This window comes from Reyranella sp. (assembly GCF_004297265.1).
Classification (GTDB): domain Bacteria; phylum Pseudomonadota; class Alphaproteobacteria; order Reyranellales; family Reyranellaceae; genus Reyranella.
In genome coordinates, this window is the sequence record NZ_SCUT01000063.1 from 82,670 (window position 1) to 99,482 (window position 16,813).

The 16,813-nt window shown below is 67.1% G+C and carries 17 protein-coding genes; 9 read left to right on the forward strand and 8 right to left on the reverse strand.

Annotated features, from left to right (window positions below):
• The 4 genes from EPO41_RS28640 to EPO41_RS28655 all read left to right on the forward strand — a co-directional run bounded on the left by EPO41_RS28640 (position 1) and on the right by EPO41_RS28655 (position 4,025).
• Positions 1–678, forward strand: a complete 678-nt coding sequence (locus tag EPO41_RS28640; RefSeq protein WP_296332778.1) for a DNA-3-methyladenine glycosylase 2 family protein — start codon at positions 1–3, stop codon at positions 676–678.
• A complete protein-coding gene (locus EPO41_RS28645) occupies positions 675–1,346 on the forward strand; it encodes a dienelactone hydrolase family protein (protein ID WP_296332779.1) in 672 nt (223 codons plus the stop codon). Before EPO41_RS28640 ends, EPO41_RS28645 begins: the two co-directional genes overlap by 4 nt.
• 8 nt (positions 1,347–1,354) lie before the next feature.
• Positions 1,355–2,575, forward strand: coding sequence for a serine hydrolase domain-containing protein (locus EPO41_RS28650; RefSeq protein WP_296332781.1), 1,221 nt, complete (start codon positions 1,355–1,357; stop codon positions 2,573–2,575).
• A gap of 145 nt (positions 2,576–2,720) precedes the next feature.
• Positions 2,721–4,025, forward strand: a complete 1,305-nt coding sequence (locus EPO41_RS28655) for an MFS transporter (protein WP_296332783.1) — start codon at positions 2,721–2,723, stop codon at positions 4,023–4,025.
• Here the strand turns inward: EPO41_RS28655 and EPO41_RS28660 are convergent.
• On the reverse strand, positions 3,999–4,610 hold the full coding sequence (locus EPO41_RS28660; RefSeq protein ID WP_296332786.1) for a GNAT family N-acetyltransferase: 612 nt from the start codon (positions 4,608–4,610) through the stop codon (positions 3,999–4,001). The genes EPO41_RS28655 and EPO41_RS28660 overlap by 27 nt on opposite strands.
• A 241-nt stretch (positions 4,611–4,851) precedes the next feature.
• Here EPO41_RS28660 and EPO41_RS28665 point away from each other — a divergent pair, with 241 nt between their 5' ends.
• The 4 genes from EPO41_RS28665 to EPO41_RS28680 all read left to right on the forward strand — a co-directional run bounded on the left by EPO41_RS28665 (position 4,852) and on the right by EPO41_RS28680 (position 8,290).
• Positions 4,852–6,285, forward strand: a complete 1,434-nt coding sequence (locus EPO41_RS28665; protein WP_296332789.1) for a carotenoid oxygenase family protein — start codon at positions 4,852–4,854, stop codon at positions 6,283–6,285.
• 2 nt (positions 6,286–6,287) lie between these two features.
• The gene (locus EPO41_RS28670) at positions 6,288–6,953 is read left to right on the forward strand and encodes a glutathione S-transferase (protein WP_296332792.1); all 666 of its coding nucleotides are present in this window, start codon (positions 6,288–6,290) and stop codon (positions 6,951–6,953) included.
• Positions 6,954–7,022: 69 nt separating this feature from the next.
• Entirely contained in the window at positions 7,023–8,024 is a 1,002-nt protein-coding gene (locus EPO41_RS28675; protein WP_296332794.1) for a nitronate monooxygenase family protein, read from the forward strand.
• Positions 8,025–8,038: 14 nt separating this feature from the next.
• Positions 8,039–8,290, forward strand: a complete 252-nt coding sequence (locus EPO41_RS28680; protein WP_296332796.1) for a hypothetical protein — start codon at positions 8,039–8,041, stop codon at positions 8,288–8,290.
• Positions 8,291–8,313: 23 nt separating this feature from the next.
• On the opposite strand, the gene EPO41_RS28685 is transcribed toward EPO41_RS28680, so the two are convergent.
• From EPO41_RS28685 to EPO41_RS28715, 7 genes are all read right to left on the reverse strand, one after another.
• Positions 8,314–9,549 carry an MFS transporter gene (locus EPO41_RS28685; RefSeq protein WP_296332800.1) on the reverse strand — a complete coding sequence of 412 codons (1,236 nt, stop codon included), beginning with the start codon at positions 9,547–9,549 and terminating at the stop codon, positions 8,314–8,316.
• Positions 9,539–10,708 (reverse strand): MFS transporter, encoded by a 1,170-nt coding sequence (locus tag EPO41_RS28690; RefSeq protein ID WP_296332803.1) that lies wholly within the window; start codon positions 10,706–10,708, stop codon positions 9,539–9,541. Before EPO41_RS28690 ends, EPO41_RS28685 begins: the two co-directional genes overlap by 11 nt.
• Positions 10,708–12,066, reverse strand: a complete 1,359-nt coding sequence (locus tag EPO41_RS28695) for an FAD-dependent oxidoreductase (RefSeq protein WP_296332805.1) — start codon at positions 12,064–12,066, stop codon at positions 10,708–10,710. The genes EPO41_RS28690 and EPO41_RS28695 overlap by 1 nt, the downstream gene beginning before the upstream one ends.
• Positions 12,067–12,123: 57 nt before the next feature.
• On the reverse strand, positions 12,124–12,444 hold the full coding sequence (locus EPO41_RS28700; RefSeq protein WP_296332809.1) for a metalloregulator ArsR/SmtB family transcription factor: 321 nt from the start codon (positions 12,442–12,444) through the stop codon (positions 12,124–12,126).
• A gap of 63 nt (positions 12,445–12,507) precedes the next feature.
• A complete protein-coding gene (gene arsJ / locus EPO41_RS28705; RefSeq protein WP_296332812.1) occupies positions 12,508–13,740 on the reverse strand; it encodes an organoarsenical effux MFS transporter ArsJ in 1,233 nt (410 codons plus the stop codon).
• Positions 13,740–14,783: an ArsJ-associated glyceraldehyde-3-phosphate dehydrogenase gene (locus EPO41_RS28710; RefSeq protein WP_296332815.1), complete on the reverse strand. Its 1,044-nt coding sequence runs from the start codon at positions 14,781–14,783 to the stop codon at positions 13,740–13,742. The genes arsJ and EPO41_RS28710 overlap by 1 nt, the downstream gene beginning before the upstream one ends.
• 16 nt (positions 14,784–14,799) lie before the next feature.
• On the reverse strand, positions 14,800–15,747 hold the full coding sequence (locus EPO41_RS28715) for a metalloregulator ArsR/SmtB family transcription factor (protein WP_296332818.1): 948 nt from the start codon (positions 15,745–15,747) through the stop codon (positions 14,800–14,802).
• Here EPO41_RS28715 and arsB point away from each other — a divergent pair.
• Entirely contained in the window at positions 15,746–16,801 is a 1,056-nt protein-coding gene (arsB, locus tag EPO41_RS28720; protein WP_296332820.1) for an ACR3 family arsenite efflux transporter, read from the forward strand. The two genes, EPO41_RS28715 and arsB, sit on opposite strands and share 2 nt — an antisense overlap.
• Positions 16,802–16,813: the final 12 nt, after the last annotated feature.

The following is a 16,813-nucleotide window of genomic DNA, read 5'->3' on the forward strand; positions in this document are numbered from 1 at the left end:
ATGGCCAAAACGGCACTCAAGACCTCGCCCCGGATCGTCCTCGACAAGAAGACTCTGAAGAAGGCGCTGACCGAGCTGGCGGCTGCCGATCCCGACATCGCGCGTGCACTCGCGGAGGCGGGTCCTCCGGAACTGCGCGAGATGCCGACGGGCTATGGCGGCCTGATGCGATCGATCGTGGGCCAGCAGGTCTCGGTTCATGCCGCCCGCAGCATCTGGTTGCGGCTCGAAGCGGCCGTGCCGTCGATGGAGCCGGCGGATTTTCTGGCGATGAGCGACGAGCAGCTGCGCGCCGTCGGTCTCTCGGGCGCCAAGATGAAATACGGCAGAAGCCTCGCCACCGACATCGTCGAAGGCCGGATCTCGTTCGAGGCCTTACATGAGCTCGACGATGCGGCGGCCATCGCCATGCTCACCCAGGCCAAGGGGATCGGCCCGTGGACCGCGGAGATCTACCTGATGTTCGCGCACGGCCGGCCCGACATCATGCCGGGGCTCGATCTCGGCCTCGTCGTGGCGGCGCAGCATCTCAAGAAGCTGCGCAACCGCCCCGACGCAAAGCGGCTTCTCAAAATCGCCGAGGCCTGGCGGCCCTGGCGCAGCGCAGCCGCGCTCGTCCTCTGGCACTATCGCCGCAACATGCCGGACTGGAGCGCAAGGGAGAAAAAGACCAAATGACCAGGAAGATCGACGGCCCGAGCCACGGCCCCCATGCTGGCGGCAAGCCCGGCCATCTGGTGATCCTGCTGCACGGTTACGGCGCCGACGGCAACGACCTGATCGGCCTCGCGCCCGTGCTGGCGCCACTGATGCCCGACGTGGTGTTCCATGCACCCAACGCGCCCTATCCCTGCGAGGGCAATCCGATGGGCTTCCAGTGGTTCGGCATCTCGCGCCTCGATCCCGAGGTCGCGGCGGCGGGCGTGCGCTCGGCCGCCCCCTTCGTCGAGCAGTTCCTCGATGACACGATGGCGAAATACGGGCTCGACGAATCGAAGACCGTCCTGATCGGCTTCAGCCAGGGCACGATGATGGCGTTGCATGTCGGCCTGCGCCGCGCGAAGCCGCTGGCGGGCATCGTCGGCTTCTCCGGCATGCTGGCCGCGCCCGAGGCGCTGGAGACGGAGATCAGGTCGAAGCCGCCGGTCCTGCTGGTCCATGGCGACAGCGACGACATGCTACCGGCGGTCCTGACGCAACGCGCCGCGCACACCTTGCAGGAGAACGGCGTGCAGGTCGGTGTGCACATCGCCAAGGACGTCGGCCATGGGATCGACCAGACCGGCCTGTCGCACTGCGCACGCTTCGTGCTCGACGCTTTCAATATCGCGGTGCCGAAGCAATGAGTTCAACGATGACCCAGGGCACCTGCCGGCCGGGCTTCGAGCGGGTCGCCGAGGCCTTCGAGAAGAACCTGAAGGAAAAAGGCGAGATCGGCGCGTCGGTCTGCCTGACGGTTGGCGGCGAGACGGTCGTCGACCTGTGGGGCGGCGTCGCCGATGCGAAGACCCAGGCGCCCTGGACACGCGACACGGTCAGCATCGTCTTCTCCTGCACCAAGGGCGCGACGGCGCTCTGCGCGCACATGCTGGCGAGCCGCGGCGCGCTCGATATCGACGCGCCGGTCGCCGAGCTGTGGCCGGAGTTCGCACAGCACGGCAAGGAGCGCGTGACGACGCGCATGATGCTCGACCATTCCTCGGCGGTGCCGGCGGTGCGGGCCAAGGTGAAGGACGACGGACCCTACGACTGGGCCTACATGACGGAGCGGCTGGCGGCCGAGGTGCCGTTCTGGGAGCCCGGCACGCGCAACGGCTATCACGGCTTCACATTCGGCTGGACCGTGGGCGAGATGGTGCGCCGCGCCTCGGGCAAGTCGCTGGGCACCTTCTTTCGCGAGGAGATCGCGGGGCCGCTGGGCCTCGATTTCTGGATCGGCCTGCCCGAGGAGATCGAGCCGCGGGTCGCACCCATCGTGGCGCATGTCTACAAGGCGGCCGACGCGGTGACGCCCTTCATGCGCGACCTCGCCACCAACAAGGAATCTGTGGCCGCCCTCTTCTATTTCAACAACGGCGCCTGGCGCTCGGGCGGCGCCAACACGCGGGCGGGCCACGCGGCCGAGATCGGTGCGGCCAACGGCATCACCAACGCGCGCGGCCTCGCTGGCATGTACGCGCCACTGGCGAATGGCGGCGGCGACCTAGTGGACACCACGACGCTGGCGCGCATGGGTGAGGTCTCGATGGCGACCCACGACGACGCCACCCTGCGCATCCCGACGCGTTTCGCATTGGGCTTCATGAAGTCGATGGACAACCGCAAGCGCAGCCTCGCCGCCAAACTGTGGGGCGAGGATTGCGACAGCGTCATCCTCGGCAGCGCCGCCTTCGGCCATGTCGGTGCCGGCGGCTCGCTGGGTTTCGCCGATCCGGCCGCGGGAATGTCGTTCGGCTACACGATGAACCGCATGGGCCCCGGCCTGTTGATGAACGAACGCGGCCAATCGCTGGTCGACGCAGCGTATCTCAGCCTCGGCTACCGCAACAAGGACGGCGGCGTGTGGGTGAAGTGACTCAGGTTCGCCTCCCCATTCAAATGGGGAGGTGTCAGCGCCTCGCGCTGACGGAGGGGTCAGCCCTTCTCGCCCGCTCCGAGTTCGTGCCCCCTCCGCCCGCGGTTACGCGGGCACCTCCCCATTTGAATGGGGAGGCGGGTTGGTGATCCCCGTCTTCCGTCCGCTGAAGGATCCGGCTGTCGCCACGATCTGGTCGGGCCTCGCCGCCTCGACCATCGGCGAGGACCTGTTTCGCGTCGCTGTCGTGTGGATCGCGGCCGCGCAGATCGGCAATGCCGCGGGCTATGTGAACGCCACGCAGTACGGCGCCATGCTGGTGGTCGGCCTGCTGGGTGCCTCGGCCTTCGACCGCTGGCGAGCCGACCGCGCCATGATCGGCGCCAAGTATGCGAGCGCGATGCTCGCCCTGCTGCCGGTGATCGGCTTCTACATCTGGGGAATCTCGATCCCCCTCCTCATCCTGTCGGTCATGGGCCTCGCGGCGATGCGCATGGTGTTCACGCCGGCGCTGCAGTCGGCGGTGCCGGTGCTGGTCACCGACCGCGACGCCATGCAGGCGATCAACGGCCTGTTCGACGCGACGTGGCGGCTCGCCCGCCTGATCGGACCGATGATGGCGGCGGTCCTCAACACCTTGCTGCCGGTGATCCATTTCCTGTCGATCACGGCATTGGGCTTCGTGCTCTCGGCCGTGGCGGTGTGGGCCGTGCGCGACCGGCTGGTCGACCCGACGAACAAGCCGCGGCCCGGCCGCGGCGGCTGGCGCGGCGCCTGGGACGCCCTGCTCGACGGCGCGCGACTGATGTTGCGCCAGCGTACGATGGGTGCGCTGCTGATGGTCAACGCCTTCGCGAACGGACCCTGGAGCGTGGCGCTGCAGCTATGCATCGCGCTGATGGTGGTCGAGCACGACCCGCACCTGTTCGGCCTGCACGGCCTCGCGTCGCTGGGCATGATCGTCGGCGCCTGCGGCGTGGGCGACGTGGTCGGCAACCTGGTGGCGGGCAGCGTCCGCTTCCGCCGTCCGCTCTCGACCATGTTCCTGGGCTACGTGGCGATGGGTAGCGGCTTCGCCCTGATCGCGCTGGCAGCCTGGGGTATCGACAACCCCTACAAGCTGCCGGCGATGATGCTGGCGGGGCTGGTCGCGGGCTTCGGCGGGCCCTTCTTCTTCATCCCGATGATCACGCGCATGCAGACCGTGTTCCGCGGCGCCGAGATCGCCCGTGTCTTCCGGCTGCGACTCGCGGTGATGGCGGGCTCGATGCTGCTGTTCAATCTCGCGGCCACGCCGCTCTTCGACCTGATCGGCCCAACCCACACCGAGTTTTATCTCGGCCTGCTCCTGCTGGCCCTCGGCATCGCCGGCTGGTTCCACTACCGGCGGATCGAGGACCGCGAGGCTGCGGGCGCCGCGGCATCAGTCGAGCAACGGCACGTGCCGTGAGCAGTCCCGCGGCAAGGCGCCGGTAAGGCGCGGGTCGGGAAACACCTCGACCTGGAAGGCAAAGGGCACGAAGCCCGATCGACGATAGAAGTCGAGAGCCGCCGGATGGTCGAGCGTGCAGGTATGCACCCAGAAACGCCGGATGGGCCGCGCCCAGGCCCGCACGATCGCCTCGTTCATCAGCGCCCGGCCGACTCCCGTGCCGACCAGGCCCGGCGCCACGCCGAAAAACGACAGCTCGCATTCTCCCGGCTTGCTGAAATCCAGTTCGAGGATCCCGGCATCTCGCCCTTCCTGCCGCAGCGCGAAGAACTCCACCTGCGGATTGTCGAGGATCGCCTGCAACTTCTCGTCCGCCATCACCAGCCGCGAGAACCACAGCCACTCCGTCCCCACCGCCCGATAGAGCTTGCGATAGGCCGCGATCGTGCGCTCCAGCGGCTCCAGCGTGACGCCCGCCGGAAACGGCTGCGCAGATCGTGCGGGCGGCCGGCTCAACATTTCGAGACTCGTCACGATGGTAGCGACGTGGCCGGAGGGAACAGCGGAATAGCCGGGCAGCAGGACAGGATTGGATGGGTTCATCCTAGCGTGACTAACCGATTTCCATGGCCGTCGTCTCGACCGCAGCGAGTAGCGCGAAGTGGAGAGACCTTTTTGTCTCAAGCCGTCCAATCGCAAGATATAGGTCTCTCCACTACGCTTCGCTACGCGAGGCTTCGGTCGAGACGACGGAGCATTTTATCCCCAAATATCTCCTTGCGGGAAACGCCGTGTATGGATAACGTCTCATAGATACACGGCGTTACCCAGAAGGAGACTTCCCGTGGCCAAGGCATTCCCGACCGACAATCCGTTCCTTCGCGGCTACTACGCGCCCGTCAATACCGAGGCCGATGCCGGGCATCTCCAGATCAGCGGCGAGATGCCGAAAGAGCTTCTGGGCACGCTCTACCGCAACGGGCCGAACCCGCAGTTCGCGCCGCGCGGGCCCTATCACTGGTTCGGCGGCGACGGCATGATCCACGCCTTCCACATCGAGAACGGCAACGTCTCGTACAAGAACCGCTGGGTGCGGACACCGAAGTGGAAGATCGAGAACGAGGAGGGCGAGGGCCTGTCCGGCACGTTCGGCAATCCGCGCTACACCGACCCGCGCGTGTTTGCGCTCAACTCCACCATCGCCAACACCAACATCGTCTGGCACGGCGGCAAGCTGCTGGCGCTGGAGGAGGCGCACGCCCCCTTCTCGCTCGACCCCAAGAGCCTGATGCCGGTCGGCCCCAAGGACGGCGGCTACGAGACGTTCGGCGACATGCTCTGTGGGCCGTTCACGGCGCATCCCAAGTTCGATCCCGAGACCGGCGAGATGATCTTCTTCGGCTATTCGGCGAAGGGCCGCTTCACCAAGGAAGTCAGCATCCAGACCGTGACCGACGACGGCACGGTCACGCGCGCCGAGATTCTCGAGGGGCCCTTCCCGTCGATGATCCACGACTTCGCGGTGACGAAGAACTGGATCGTCGTGCCGGTGTTCCCGCTCACCTCGTCGATGGAGCGCGCGATGGGCGGGCTGCCGCCCTTCGCCTGGGAGCCGGACAAGGGCACGCACATCGCCTTCATCCCGCGCAAGGGCACGGTGGCCGACGTGAAGTGGGTGACGGCGCCGCCGTCCTACGTCTTCCATCCGATGAACCATTTCGAGACGGCGGACGGCAAGGTCGTGATCGACGTCATGAAGTACGACGTGGCGCCGCTGTTCCCGCTGCCCGACGGCTCGCCCTCGACCAAGGAGCCGCCGGCGGCACGCCTGTTCCGCTGGACCTTCGACCTCGGCGGCCAGGGCAACACCTTCCGTGAGGAGCAGCTCGACGACCGCGCCGGCGAGTTCCCGCGCTTCGACGAGCGCTTCTGCATGAGCGACTATCGTCACGGCTGGATCGTGTCGGGCAACATCGCCCATGCCGGCGTCCGCCGCGGCGAGGGCATCACCCACTACGACCTGAAGAAGGGCACCAACGCCACCTGGCAGGCGGGCGAGGACGACCGGTTCGGCGAGCCGGTGTTCGTGCCGCGCCACGATAAGGCGGCCGAGGGCGATGGCTGGGTGCTCTCGGTGATCTATCGCTCCGGCGAGGGCCGCAGCGATCTCGCGGTCTTCGAGGCGACCGACATCGCCAAGGGTCCGGTAGCGCTTGCCCATCTCAGCAGCCGGGTGCCGGCGGGCTTCCACGGCAACTGGCGGCCCGGTACGCTGTGAGGATGATCACCGTCCATCACCTGAACAATTCCCGCTCGCAGCGCATTCTCTGGATGCTGGAAGAGCTCGGCCTGCCCTACGAGGTGAAGCGCTACCAGCGCAAACCCTCGATGCAGGCCCCCGACGAGCTGCGCAACGTGCATCCGCTGGGCAAGTCGCCGGTCATCACTGACGGCGACAAGGTGCTGGCCGAGTCGGGCGCCATCCTCGAATATCTGTCGGAAACCTATGGCGGCGGCCGGTTCACCCCGGCCCCCGGAACGCCCGAGCGGCTGCACTACACCTATTTCATGCACTACGCGGAGGGCTCGCTGATGCCGCTCCTGTTCATGAAGCTGGTGTTCAACCGCATCCCGTCGCGCGTGCCCTTCTTCATGCGGCCGGTGGCGCGAGCCATCTCGAACGGTGCCGACAAGTCGCTGCTGATGCCGCAGATCGGCAACCACTTCATGTTCCTCGAAGGCGAGCTGATGCGCCGCGAGTGGTTCGCCGGCCCCGCGTTCACCGCGGCCGACATCCAGATGAGCTTTCCGCTGGAGGCCGCCACGGCGCGCTCGCCGATGGTCAACAAGATGCCGAAGCTGAAGGGCTTCCTCGACCGCATCCATGCCCGTCCCGCATACAAGAAGGCGCTGGAAAAAGGCGGCGCCTACGAGCTGGCGAAGTAGCGAAAAAGACCGGGGCCGTGCTAGGCCCGTAACCGACACGACGAAAAGACGAATCCAAGGAGCGAAACGATGGCCCTTCCCGCCCTGCTGCGCGACAACCTCTCGATCCCGGTGGTCGGCGCGCCGCTGTTCATCGTGTCCAACCCCGACCTCGTCATCGAGCAGTGCAAGGCGGGCGTCGTCGGCTCCTTCCCGGCGCTGAACGCGCGGCCGAAGGAGCTGCTTGAGGAATGGCTGAAGCGCATCACCGGCGAACTGGGCGAGTACAAGGCCAAGCACCCCGAGAAGAAGGTCGCGCCCTTCGCCGTCAACCAGATCGTGCACAGTTCCAACGACCGTCTGCAGCACGATGTCGACATGTGTGAGAAGTACAAGGTGCCGATCCAGATCACGTCGCTGCGCGCGCCCGACGACGTCGTCGTCTCGGCCCACCGCTACGGCTGCCTGGTGTTCCATGACGTGACCAACGTGGCCCACGCCAAGCGTGCGCTGAAGGCCGGCGTCGACGGTCTCATTCTTGTCTGCGCCGGCGCCGGCGGCCATGCCGGCCGCCTCTCGCCCTTCGCGCTGGTGCCCGAAGTGCGCCAGTTCTACGACGGCACGATCCTGCTCTCGGGCTCGATCTCCAATGGCGCCTCGGTGCTGGCGGCCCAGGCCATGGGCGCCGACCTCGCCTATCTCGGCACGCGCTTCACCGCGAGCAAGGAAGGCAACGCCACCGACGCCAACAAGCAGTGCATCATCGATTCGACCGGCGAGGAGATCGTCTACACCAACCTCTTCACCGGCGTGCACGGCAACTACATGAAGCGCAGCATCGCCGCGGCCGGCCTCGATCCCGACGCGCTGCCGGAAGCCGACAAGAGCAAGATGAACTTCGGCTCGGGCGGCAACATGAAGGTCAAGGCCTGGCGTGACATCTGGGGCGCCGGCCAGGGCGTCGGCCAGATCCACGACGCCCCGCCCGCCGCCGAGATCGTGACCCGCCTCAAGGCCGAGTACGACGCCGCCCGCGCTGCGTTGTTCGCCGGCGAGACGGTGCCGACGCAGCTGAAGCAGGCGGCCGAATAGGCAGCAGGGCGAGCATGCCGCGCCTCGTCGTGCTGGCCCTGCTCCTGGTGCCCGGCGCCGCCGCGGCCCAGAGCGTCGATGCCCGCCTGAACGAGTTGCAACGCTCGATCGCGGCCCTCTCGCAGCAGATCGAACAGCTCAAGGTCCAGGACCAGCAGCTCCAGCAGCGCATGGAAAAGATGCAGAAGGGCTTCGAACAGCGGATCGAACGGCTGGAAAAGGCTCCAGTCAAGCCTACGCCCAGGACGGGCCGGTCCAGGCACTGAGAGCGCGGCCCGTCACGCTCTCGTCAGTCCCTGCGATCTCCCGCGAGATTGGCCGGCTTCAGCAGGAGGAAGGCTCCCAGCGCTCCAAGCATCAGCACGCCGACGATGAGGAAAGCGAGGCCCCAGGCCATCGGCGACATGCCGCCGGCGAGGTCGAGCGTCCAGCCGACGACCAGCGGGCCCACGAAGCCGCCCGCATAGCCCAACGTCGAGTGCACCGCGAGCGTGGCGCCGCGGCGCGCGGGATCGGCGTTGCCGGCCGCACCTGCCGTCACCGATGAGGAATCGAGCCAGACGACCATGCCGTAGACGATCAGCAACACCACGGCGAGCCAGTAGTTGGTCGAGCCGGCGAAGCCCACGATGGCGGCAAAGCCGATCGACAGCACCATCGCCGTGGCGACGAGGCGACGGCGGCCGAAGCGGATCGACGCCTCGTTGCCGATCACGCTCGACATCGTGCCAAGCAGGGCCAGCACGGTGACGACCAGCGCCGGCGACAGCGTCTCATCGGTCAGGCCGGTATGCGTCGCGACGAACGCCAGGAAGGCCACGCCCCACCCCCTGAGCGCGCTCATCTCCAGTGTGTGGACGCAGTAGACGACCGAATAGGCGAAGGCGGATGTGTTGCGGATCACCGGCCGGAAGTCGAACAGGCCGCCGCCCTGGGCGGGCTTGCGCGGTGCCGGTCGACGGGAAGGCACGACGAAGGCGACCATGGTCCAGGCGACGGCCGCCGTCAGCGCGGAGAACACGAACGCGGACTGCCAGCCAAGCCAGTCCGCGAGGATGTCGCCGAGGAGGAACGACACGGCTCCGGAAATCCCGATGCTCGCCGCGTGCCCGGTGACGGCTCGCGACATCAACTTGGAATTGACCTGGTCGGCCAACAGCTTGAGGCCGGTCATGTAGGTGCCGGCCCATCCGAGGCCCGCCAGCGCGCGCGTGACGAAGGCCGACCAGAAGCCGTCGGCGAACAGACCGAACATCAGGTGGCCCGCGACGGTGCAGGCGACGCCGAACAGGTAGACCCTCTTTCCGTCGACCCGATCGGTGAGCGTGACCAACACCGGCACGGAGACCATGTAGGCCCCGAAGAAGATGGCCGTGATCCATCCCGCTTCACTGTTCGTGAGGCTCCACCGCTGCATCATCTGCGGCAGCAGCGCGGGCCAGAAGCCGGCGCCGATCTGGACGAAGATCTGGGCCGCACAGACGACGACCACCAGGCGCGCGCCGCTCGGTCCGTCAGTCGGCATGGCTGGCGCCGGGTTGCGGCAGCGGGATCATCCAGAGCGCCGCGAACGCCGTGAGGCAGAGGGCGGAGGAGATGATCAGGACCCCGGCGCCGAGCCGGTCGATCAGAAGGGCGAAGACGAAGGGCGCGCCGGCCGACAGGAAGCGCGACGGCGCCCCCAGCAGCCCCAGGCGATAGCCGTAGCTCTTGGGGCCATAGAGCGCGAGGGGAACCGTCCCGCGCGCGATGGTGATCACGCCGTTACCCATTCCGTGCAGCACTGCGAAGACGCTGGCCATCAGACCACCGCCGAAGCCGAGCAAGAGGGCGCTGCCCACCGGATGAGTTGTGGTGGCGAGGCGGCCCGAGGTCAGGGGGTGAAGGTGTCGCAGCGGCCCGGCCTCGAGCATGCGCGCCGCAACCTGGGCCGGTCCGATCAGGGCGCCAGCCGCAATGGCCTGCGTGGGCGTGGCGCCCGCCGCCTCCATGATGCGCGGGAAGTGCGCCGCCATCCCCGACGAGACGATCCACGCGCCGGAGAAGGCGATGGCCAGCAGCACCATCGTGCGATCGAACGGCACCGGCTCGTCGACCGCCTTGAGCGTGGCCGCAAGATCAGTCGGACGCGGCAGCAGCAGGAAATTGCAGGGAAGACCGATCACGACATGCGCGGCGGCCCACATCAGACAGGTCTCGCGCCATCCGATTGCGGCGGCACCCCAGGCGGTGAGCGGCCAGGCGACGGTGCTGGCGAACCCCGCCAGCAGGGTGATGCCGGTGATCGCTCCGCGCGCATCCTTGCCGTAGAGCCTTCCCAACGCGCCGAAGGCGGCGTCGTACAGGCCAAGCCCCATGCCGATGCCCAGCAGGGTCCAAGCGGCGGCGAAGGGCAGAAACGAATGCGCCTGCGACAACAGCACCAGCGCCGCCGCGAACAGCAGGCTCGACGCCGACAGCACGCCGTTGCCGCCGGCCCGGTCGATCACCCGCCCCACCTTCGGCCCGATCACCGCAGAGATGATCAGGGCTGCGGAGAAGGTACCGAAGAACAGGTCGGTCGAGATGCCGATGTCGCGCGCCATCTCGTCCGCCAGCACCGCCGGCAGATAATAGGTCGAGCCCCAGGCCAGCGTCTGCGCTGTCCCTAGAACCAGGATCGTCGAAAGCCGGCGGCGATTCATCAGGAGGCTTTGGGCCCGGCGCAACAGCCGCTGGCGGCGGGCGCCGTCTTGGCAGGCGCACAGCATCCAGCGGCGGCCGCCGCAGGCGCGGCCTGCGCGGGCGCGCCGTTGCAGACACCGGTTTCCGGCAGCACCAGCTCGACCCGGCGAGCGGCGTCATGGTCGCCCGCCAGTTCGGCCGCGATCGAACGGACCTGCTCATAGCCCGTCATCATCAGGAAGGTCGGGGCGCGACCGTACGACTTCATGCCGGCGAAGTAGAAGCCCGCCTCGGGCTGCGCCAGTTCGCGCGCGCCGTGGGGGCGCACTGAGCCGCAGCTATGCTCATTCGGATCGATCAGCGGCGCCAGCGCCGGCGGGCACTCCAGCGCCGGATCGAGCGAAAGCCGGATCTCGCGCAGGAAGTCGAGGTCGGGCCGGAAGCCGGTCGAGACCACCAGCTCATCGACCGCGACGTGGCGACCGGGGCAGCCCGCCTCCGCGACGACGATGCGGTCGCCCTCGCGCGCGATACGGTTGACCCTAAAACCGCTCTCGATCGTGAGGCTGCCGCTCGCCACCAGCGCGGCGAAGGCGGTGCCCAGCGCGCCGCGCGCCGCGAGCTGGTCGGCCGAGCCGCCGCCGAACGACTTCTCCGGCGCGTCGCCACGCAGCAGCCAGACGATCTGCGTGGCGGGCTCCTGCTCCTTCAGCTTCGCGAGGTCGAGAAGCGTGCCGACGGCGGAATGGCCGGCGCCCAGGACGGCCACGCAGCGGCCGGCATAGCGAGGACGATCACGGACCAGCACGTCGGGCATGCCGTAGGCGATGCGGTCGCGCGCCTCGCGCTCGCCGAGGGCGGGCAGGCCGTTGGCGCCGGCCGGATTGGGCGAGAACCAGGTGCCGGTGGCATCGATGACGGCATCGGCGCGCAGCACTTCCGGTCCCTTGCCGTTCTGGTAACGGATCTCGAAGGGCGCGGCGTCGCGACCCCGTGTCTTCACCTTGTCGAAGCCCACGCGGCCGATCGCCGTCACCACGCTCTGGGTCCGGATGTGGTCCTTGAGCCGCGTCCGGGTCGCCAGCGGCTCGAGATACTGCTCCACCAGCTCGGCGCCGGTCGGATAGTGGTCGGGCTGCGGCCGGTTCCAGCCAGCTTCGGTCAACAGTCGGTCGGCAGTCTTGTCGATATTGTATTCCCAGGGCGAGAACATGCGGACGTGGCTCCACTGGCGGACCGCATGGCCGACGGTCGGACCGGCCTCGATGACGACGGGTTCCAATCCGCGTTCGAGCAGATGTGCCGCTGCGGCGAGGCCCACCGGACCGGCGCCGATCACGGCGACCTTCTTCTTCGGAGGGGTGATTGAAGCAGGCATGTTAAATCTCCTATCCTTCTAGAATATTGGAAAGACCAGACGCAACAAAATCGTCATCTAGGCGACGCATGTCCTCTCCGCGGCCGGGCGCACGCCATCGGCACAGCATTCCTCGGCCAGGTAGGCGAGGAGATCGTGCATCAGCTCATAGTTGGCGTGACAGACCAGAGTCGCCCCTTCCCGCACCTGGGTGACGAGGCCAACGATCACCAGCGACTTGATGTGGTGCGACAGGGTCGAGGCCGCCACATCGAGCTTGGCCTGGAGGCGACCGACCGGCATCCCCTCGGCACCGGCGCGCACCAGGGTGCGATAAATCTTCAATCGGGTCGGATTGCCCAGCGCTTCGAGGCGGGCGGCGGCATCGTCGAGTTTCATAACGACAAAAATAGTACTCCCGCCCGCAGAGTCAACTATATTTCTAGAATTCTCGAAATACCTTCAGATCGCCGGGGCGCGAACCTTCCCGGTCGCCCCGGGCAGCAGGAAGGTGATGATCCAGCAGGCGAACAGCATCGCCGCCGAGCCGCCGAGGCAGAAGCCGATACCGCCCCACTGGTAGAAGAGTCCGGAGAGGAGTGTTCCCGCGAGGCGGCCGCAGGCGTTGGCGGCGTAATAGAAGCCCACATCCTCGGCCGCCTTCTCCGATCCTGCATAGGCCAGGATCAGGTACGAATGCAGCGAGGAGTTGACGGCGAAGGGCAAAGCGAACAGCGCCAGTCCCACCACGACGACGAGATCAGGTCGCAGGTCGAACTGGCTGTTCAAGACGAGGGCGATCGCCAGCGGCACGGCGAGCAGGAGGACCGCCCAGAGGCGCGCGCCCGGCACTTCGCGGCTGAGCCCGTCGGCGCTGCGCGGCACCAGGGCGGGCGCGACGGCCTGCAGCCCGCCATAGGCGATCGTCCAGGCGGCGAGGAACGCGCCCACCTCCACGAACCGCCATCCCGAGGCGTAGAGAAACACCGGCAGGCCGACGACGAACCAAACGTCGCGTGCGCCGAACATGAAGACCCGCGCGGCTGCCAACAGGTTGACGCCCGCCGACTTGGCGAACAGCTCGCGCATCGTCTTCGAGGCCTTCGCCTTGCCGAGGTCGCGCGGCAGCAGCAACAGCCCAGCCAGCAGCACGACGAGCAGCAGCCCAGCCATCAGCCAGAGCGCCGCGCGGAAGCCTGCCGCCTCGAGCAGCAGGCCGCCCACGAAGAAGCCCAGGCCCTTCATGGCGTTCTTCGAGCCGGTGAACCATGCCACCCACTTGAAGAGACGGCCTGCGCCCTCGCCCGCCGTCGCCTTGATGGCCGACTTGGAGGCGGTCTTGGTGAAGTCCTTGGCGAGCCCGGCCAGGCCCTGCGCCACGACGACCCAGGCAACGGAGAGGACGGGGCTCCATGCCGGATCGAGCGCCGAGAGCAGGAACAGGCTGGCGATCTGCAGCAGCTGGCCCGTCATCATCATGCGCGGGATGCCGAAGCGCGTGGCCAGCCAACCGCCAGCGAGATTGGCGACGATGCCGGCGAACTCGTAGAGCAGGAACAGGAAGGCGAGCGTGAACGGCGAGTAGCCGAGCTGGAAGAAATGCAGCAGCACGAGCATGCGCAGCGCGCCGTCGACCAGGGTGAAGCCCCAGTACGACGCGGTGACGATCAGATAGTCGCGCGCCTTCGTTGCCATCACGTGGCCTTATCGATCACCATCCGGGCGAGATCGACCATGCGGCAGACATAGCCGACCTCGTTGTCGTACCAGGCATAGACCTTGAGCAGCGTGCCGTCGGTCACCATGGTGCTAGGTGCATCGACGATCGAGCTGCGCGTGTCGTTGCAATAGTCCGCCGACACCAGGGGCCTGGTCTCGTAGCCCAGGATACCGGCGAGCGGCCCCCGCGCCGCTTCCTGAAAGAGCGCGTTGACTTCGGCTTCCGAGGTGGAGCGCTTCAGTTCGAACACGCAGTCGGTGAGGCTGGCGTTGAGGACCGGCGCGCGGACAGCATGGCCGTTCAGTTTGCCCTTGAGCTCGGGATAGATGACCGTGATCGCGGTGGCGCTGCCGGTCGTCGTCGGCTGTAGCGACAGCATGGCTGAGCGCGCGCGGCGAAGGTCCTTGTGCGGCGCATCGACGACGACATTGGTGTTGGTCGGCGCATGGATCGTCGTGATCTGGCCATGCCGGATGCCAATCGACTCATGCACGACCTTGACCACGGGCGCGAGGCAGTTGGTGGTGCAGGAGGCCGCTGTCAGCAGGTGATGACGGGCAGGCTCGTAGAGATGGTCGTTGACCCCCAGCACGAGGTTCAGCGCCCGCTCGTCCTTTACGGGAGCCGCCACGATCACCTTCTTCACGCCGCGATCGAAGTAGGCCTGAAGCTGCTCCGGCTTCAGGAACTTGCCGGTGCATTCGAGCACCATCTCGCAGCCGAGGTCGCCCCAAGCGACGTCTCCGGGCGAGGCGGCGGCACTGAAGCCCAGATAGGTGCCGCCGACCGCCAGGCCGCGCTCGCCGTCGACTTCGAAGGAGGTGTGCCAGCGCCCGTGCATGCTGTCGAACTCGAGAAGATGCGCCGTTGCTGCCGCACCGCCCTTGATCTCATTGACGTGGATGACCTCGAGGCGGTTGTCCCGCCGCGGATCGTCCAGCGGGCGCTGTATGCCGCCGAACGCGGCCCGCAAGGCGAGGCGTCCCATGCGCCCCATGCCGTTGATACCGATCTTCATCGTCCGCTCCGCCGGCTCAGGCGAGTGCTTTGGCGGAGTCGCCGATCTCGTCGAGACGCTTCTTGAGGGCCATCCGGTCGAGCGACGCATAGGGAAGGTTGACGAAGATCTCCAGGCGTCGGCGGATCATGCCGTAGAGCTCGTTGATCATCGTCGCCCGCTCCACCTCCGAGCCGATGAACTTGGCGGGATCGGGCAATGGCCACGCGCCCGTCACCGAACGCTCGCCGAAATCAGGGCAGTGCTGGCCCTGCAGGATGTCGCAGAGCGTGATGACGAAATCCATGCGGGGCGCATTCGGGCCGGTGAACTCGTCCCACGATTTGCAGCGCAGTGCTTCGACGTCGTGACCGAGGGCGCGAAGCTTGGCCAGCACCTCCGGCATCGGCTGCGGCGACGGATCGGAGCCCGCGGAGTAGGCGTTGAACTTGCCCTTCCCCACCTGCCCGAGGATCGCCTCGGCCATGAGCGATCGGGCGGAATTATGCGTGCACAGGAACAAGACGTTGAAGGCGGGGGTCATGTGAACCTCGGGTTGATCCTCGGGCAGGAGTCGCGCCAGGTCGCCACAGAGGTCCGGTCGTCCGCCACAGCACGTCTCCGTCAGGAAGCTGAAGAGCGCGCGCAAACCGGCGAAACGGACCGCGTAGATGATGTTGCGGCCCTGCCGGGTGGACTGGACGAGGCCGGACTGTTCGAGAGCGGCCAGATGGAACGACAGCGTCGAGGGCAGCTGCCCCAGCGCGCTGGCGATTTCGCCGGCCGCCATGCCGGAAGCGCCCTTGGTCGCCAGAATCCGCATCAGTTTGAGGCGGGTTTCCTGGGAAAGGGCACTAAATCCGGCAGCGGCGTCCGAGGCTTCCATAGTTCTCGAATAATCCAAAAATGTGACATACGTATTACCCAGTTGGCCGTCATGAGTCGATGGCGACCCTCGGCAGAACGATCCGGAGACGACCCACATGTCCCTTTTCGAGCGTTACCTGACCCTGTGGGTCGCCCTGTGCATTGTCGTCGGAATCGCTCTGGGGCATTTCTTCCCCGCCCTCTTCCATGCCGTCGGGGCGGCGGAGGTAGCGCACGTCAACCTGCCGGTGGCGGCGCTGATCTGGCTGATGATCATCCCGATGCTGATCAAGGTCGACTTCGCCGCCATCGCCGAGGTGCGCCAGCACTGGCGCGGCATCGGGGTCACGCTGTTCATCAACTGGGCGGTGAAGCCCTTCTCGATGGCTGCCCTCGGCTGGCTGTTCGTCGGCTGGCTGTTCAAGCCGTGGCTGCCGGCCGACCAGATCGACAGCTACATAGCGGGCCTGATCCTGCTGGCCGCCGCGCCTTGCACGGCAATGGTGTTCGTGTGGAGCAACCTGTCGGACGGCGATCCCGACTTCACGCTCACGCAGGTGGCGTTGAACGACACGATCATGCTCGTCGCCTTCGCCCCCATCGTCGGGCTGCTGCTCGGCCTCTCGGCGATCGTCGTGCCGTGGCAGACGCTGCTGCTCTCGGTCGCCCTCTACATCCTCGTGCCGGTTGTGCTGGCGCAACTCGTGCGCCGGGCGGCTCTTGCACAGGGCGGCCAGCAGGGTCTGGGCGGCCTGCTGGCGCGCCTTCAGCCGGCGTCGCTGGTCGCCTTGCTGGCGACGCTCGTCCTGCTGTTCGGCTTCCAGGGCGAGCAGATCATCGCGCAGCCGGTGATCATCGCCCTCCTGGCCGTGCCCATCCTGATCCAGGTCTACTTCAACTCGGGTCTCGCCTATCTCCTGAACCGCGCTGCCGGCGAGCAGCATTGCGTGGCCGCCCCTTCGGCGCTGATCGGCGCCAGCAACTTCTTCGAGCTGGCGGTCGCGGCCGCCATCAGCATCTTCGGCTTTTCCTCGGGCGCGGCACTGGCCACCGTGGTCGGCGTCCTCATCGAGGTGCCGGTCATGCTGTCCGTGGTGAAGATCGTGAATGCGAGCAAGGGGTGGTACGAACGTAACGGCGCCGTCTCCCCTCGCGGCGGCTCGCGACTCTGACGCGCCCAGGGG

What these genes read in the sequence shown, in the direction of transcription:
- EPO41_RS28640 (WP_296332778.1), top strand. Translation starts at nt 1, where the DNA reads ATGGCCAAAACGGCACTCAAGACCTCGCCCCGGATCGTCCTCGACAAG.
- EPO41_RS28645 (WP_296332779.1), top strand. Translation starts at nt 675, where the DNA reads ATGACCAGGAAGATCGACGGCCCGAGCCACGGCCCCCATGCTGGCGGC.
- EPO41_RS28650 (WP_296332781.1), top strand. Translation starts at nt 1,355, where the DNA reads ATGACCCAGGGCACCTGCCGGCCGGGCTTCGAGCGGGTCGCCGAGGCC.
- EPO41_RS28660 (WP_296332786.1), bottom strand. Translation starts at nt 4,610, where the DNA reads ATGAACCCATCCAATCCTGTCCTGCTGCCCGGCTATTCCGCTGTTCCC.
- EPO41_RS28670 (WP_296332792.1), top strand. Translation starts at nt 6,288, where the DNA reads ATGATCACCGTCCATCACCTGAACAATTCCCGCTCGCAGCGCATTCTC.
- EPO41_RS28675 (WP_296332794.1), top strand. Translation starts at nt 7,023, where the DNA reads ATGGCCCTTCCCGCCCTGCTGCGCGACAACCTCTCGATCCCGGTGGTC.
- EPO41_RS28680 (WP_296332796.1), top strand. Translation starts at nt 8,039, where the DNA reads ATGCCGCGCCTCGTCGTGCTGGCCCTGCTCCTGGTGCCCGGCGCCGCC.
- EPO41_RS28685 (WP_296332800.1), bottom strand. Translation starts at nt 9,549, where the DNA reads ATGCCGACTGACGGACCGAGCGGCGCGCGCCTGGTGGTCGTCGTCTGT.
- EPO41_RS28690 (WP_296332803.1), bottom strand. Translation starts at nt 10,708, where the DNA reads ATGAATCGCCGCCGGCTTTCGACGATCCTGGTTCTAGGGACAGCGCAG.
- EPO41_RS28695 (WP_296332805.1), bottom strand. Translation starts at nt 12,066, where the DNA reads ATGCCTGCTTCAATCACCCCTCCGAAGAAGAAGGTCGCCGTGATCGGC.
- EPO41_RS28700 (WP_296332809.1), bottom strand. Translation starts at nt 12,444, where the DNA reads ATGAAACTCGACGATGCCGCCGCCCGCCTCGAAGCGCTGGGCAATCCG.
- arsJ (WP_296332812.1), bottom strand. Translation starts at nt 13,740, where the DNA reads ATGGCAACGAAGGCGCGCGACTATCTGATCGTCACCGCGTCGTACTGG.
- EPO41_RS28710 (WP_296332815.1), bottom strand. Translation starts at nt 14,783, where the DNA reads ATGAAGATCGGTATCAACGGCATGGGGCGCATGGGACGCCTCGCCTTG.
- arsB (WP_296332820.1), top strand. Translation starts at nt 15,746, where the DNA reads ATGTCCCTTTTCGAGCGTTACCTGACCCTGTGGGTCGCCCTGTGCATT.
- EPO41_RS28715 (WP_296332818.1), bottom strand. Translation starts at nt 15,747, where the DNA reads ATGTGGGTCGTCTCCGGATCGTTCTGCCGAGGGTCGCCATCGACTCAT.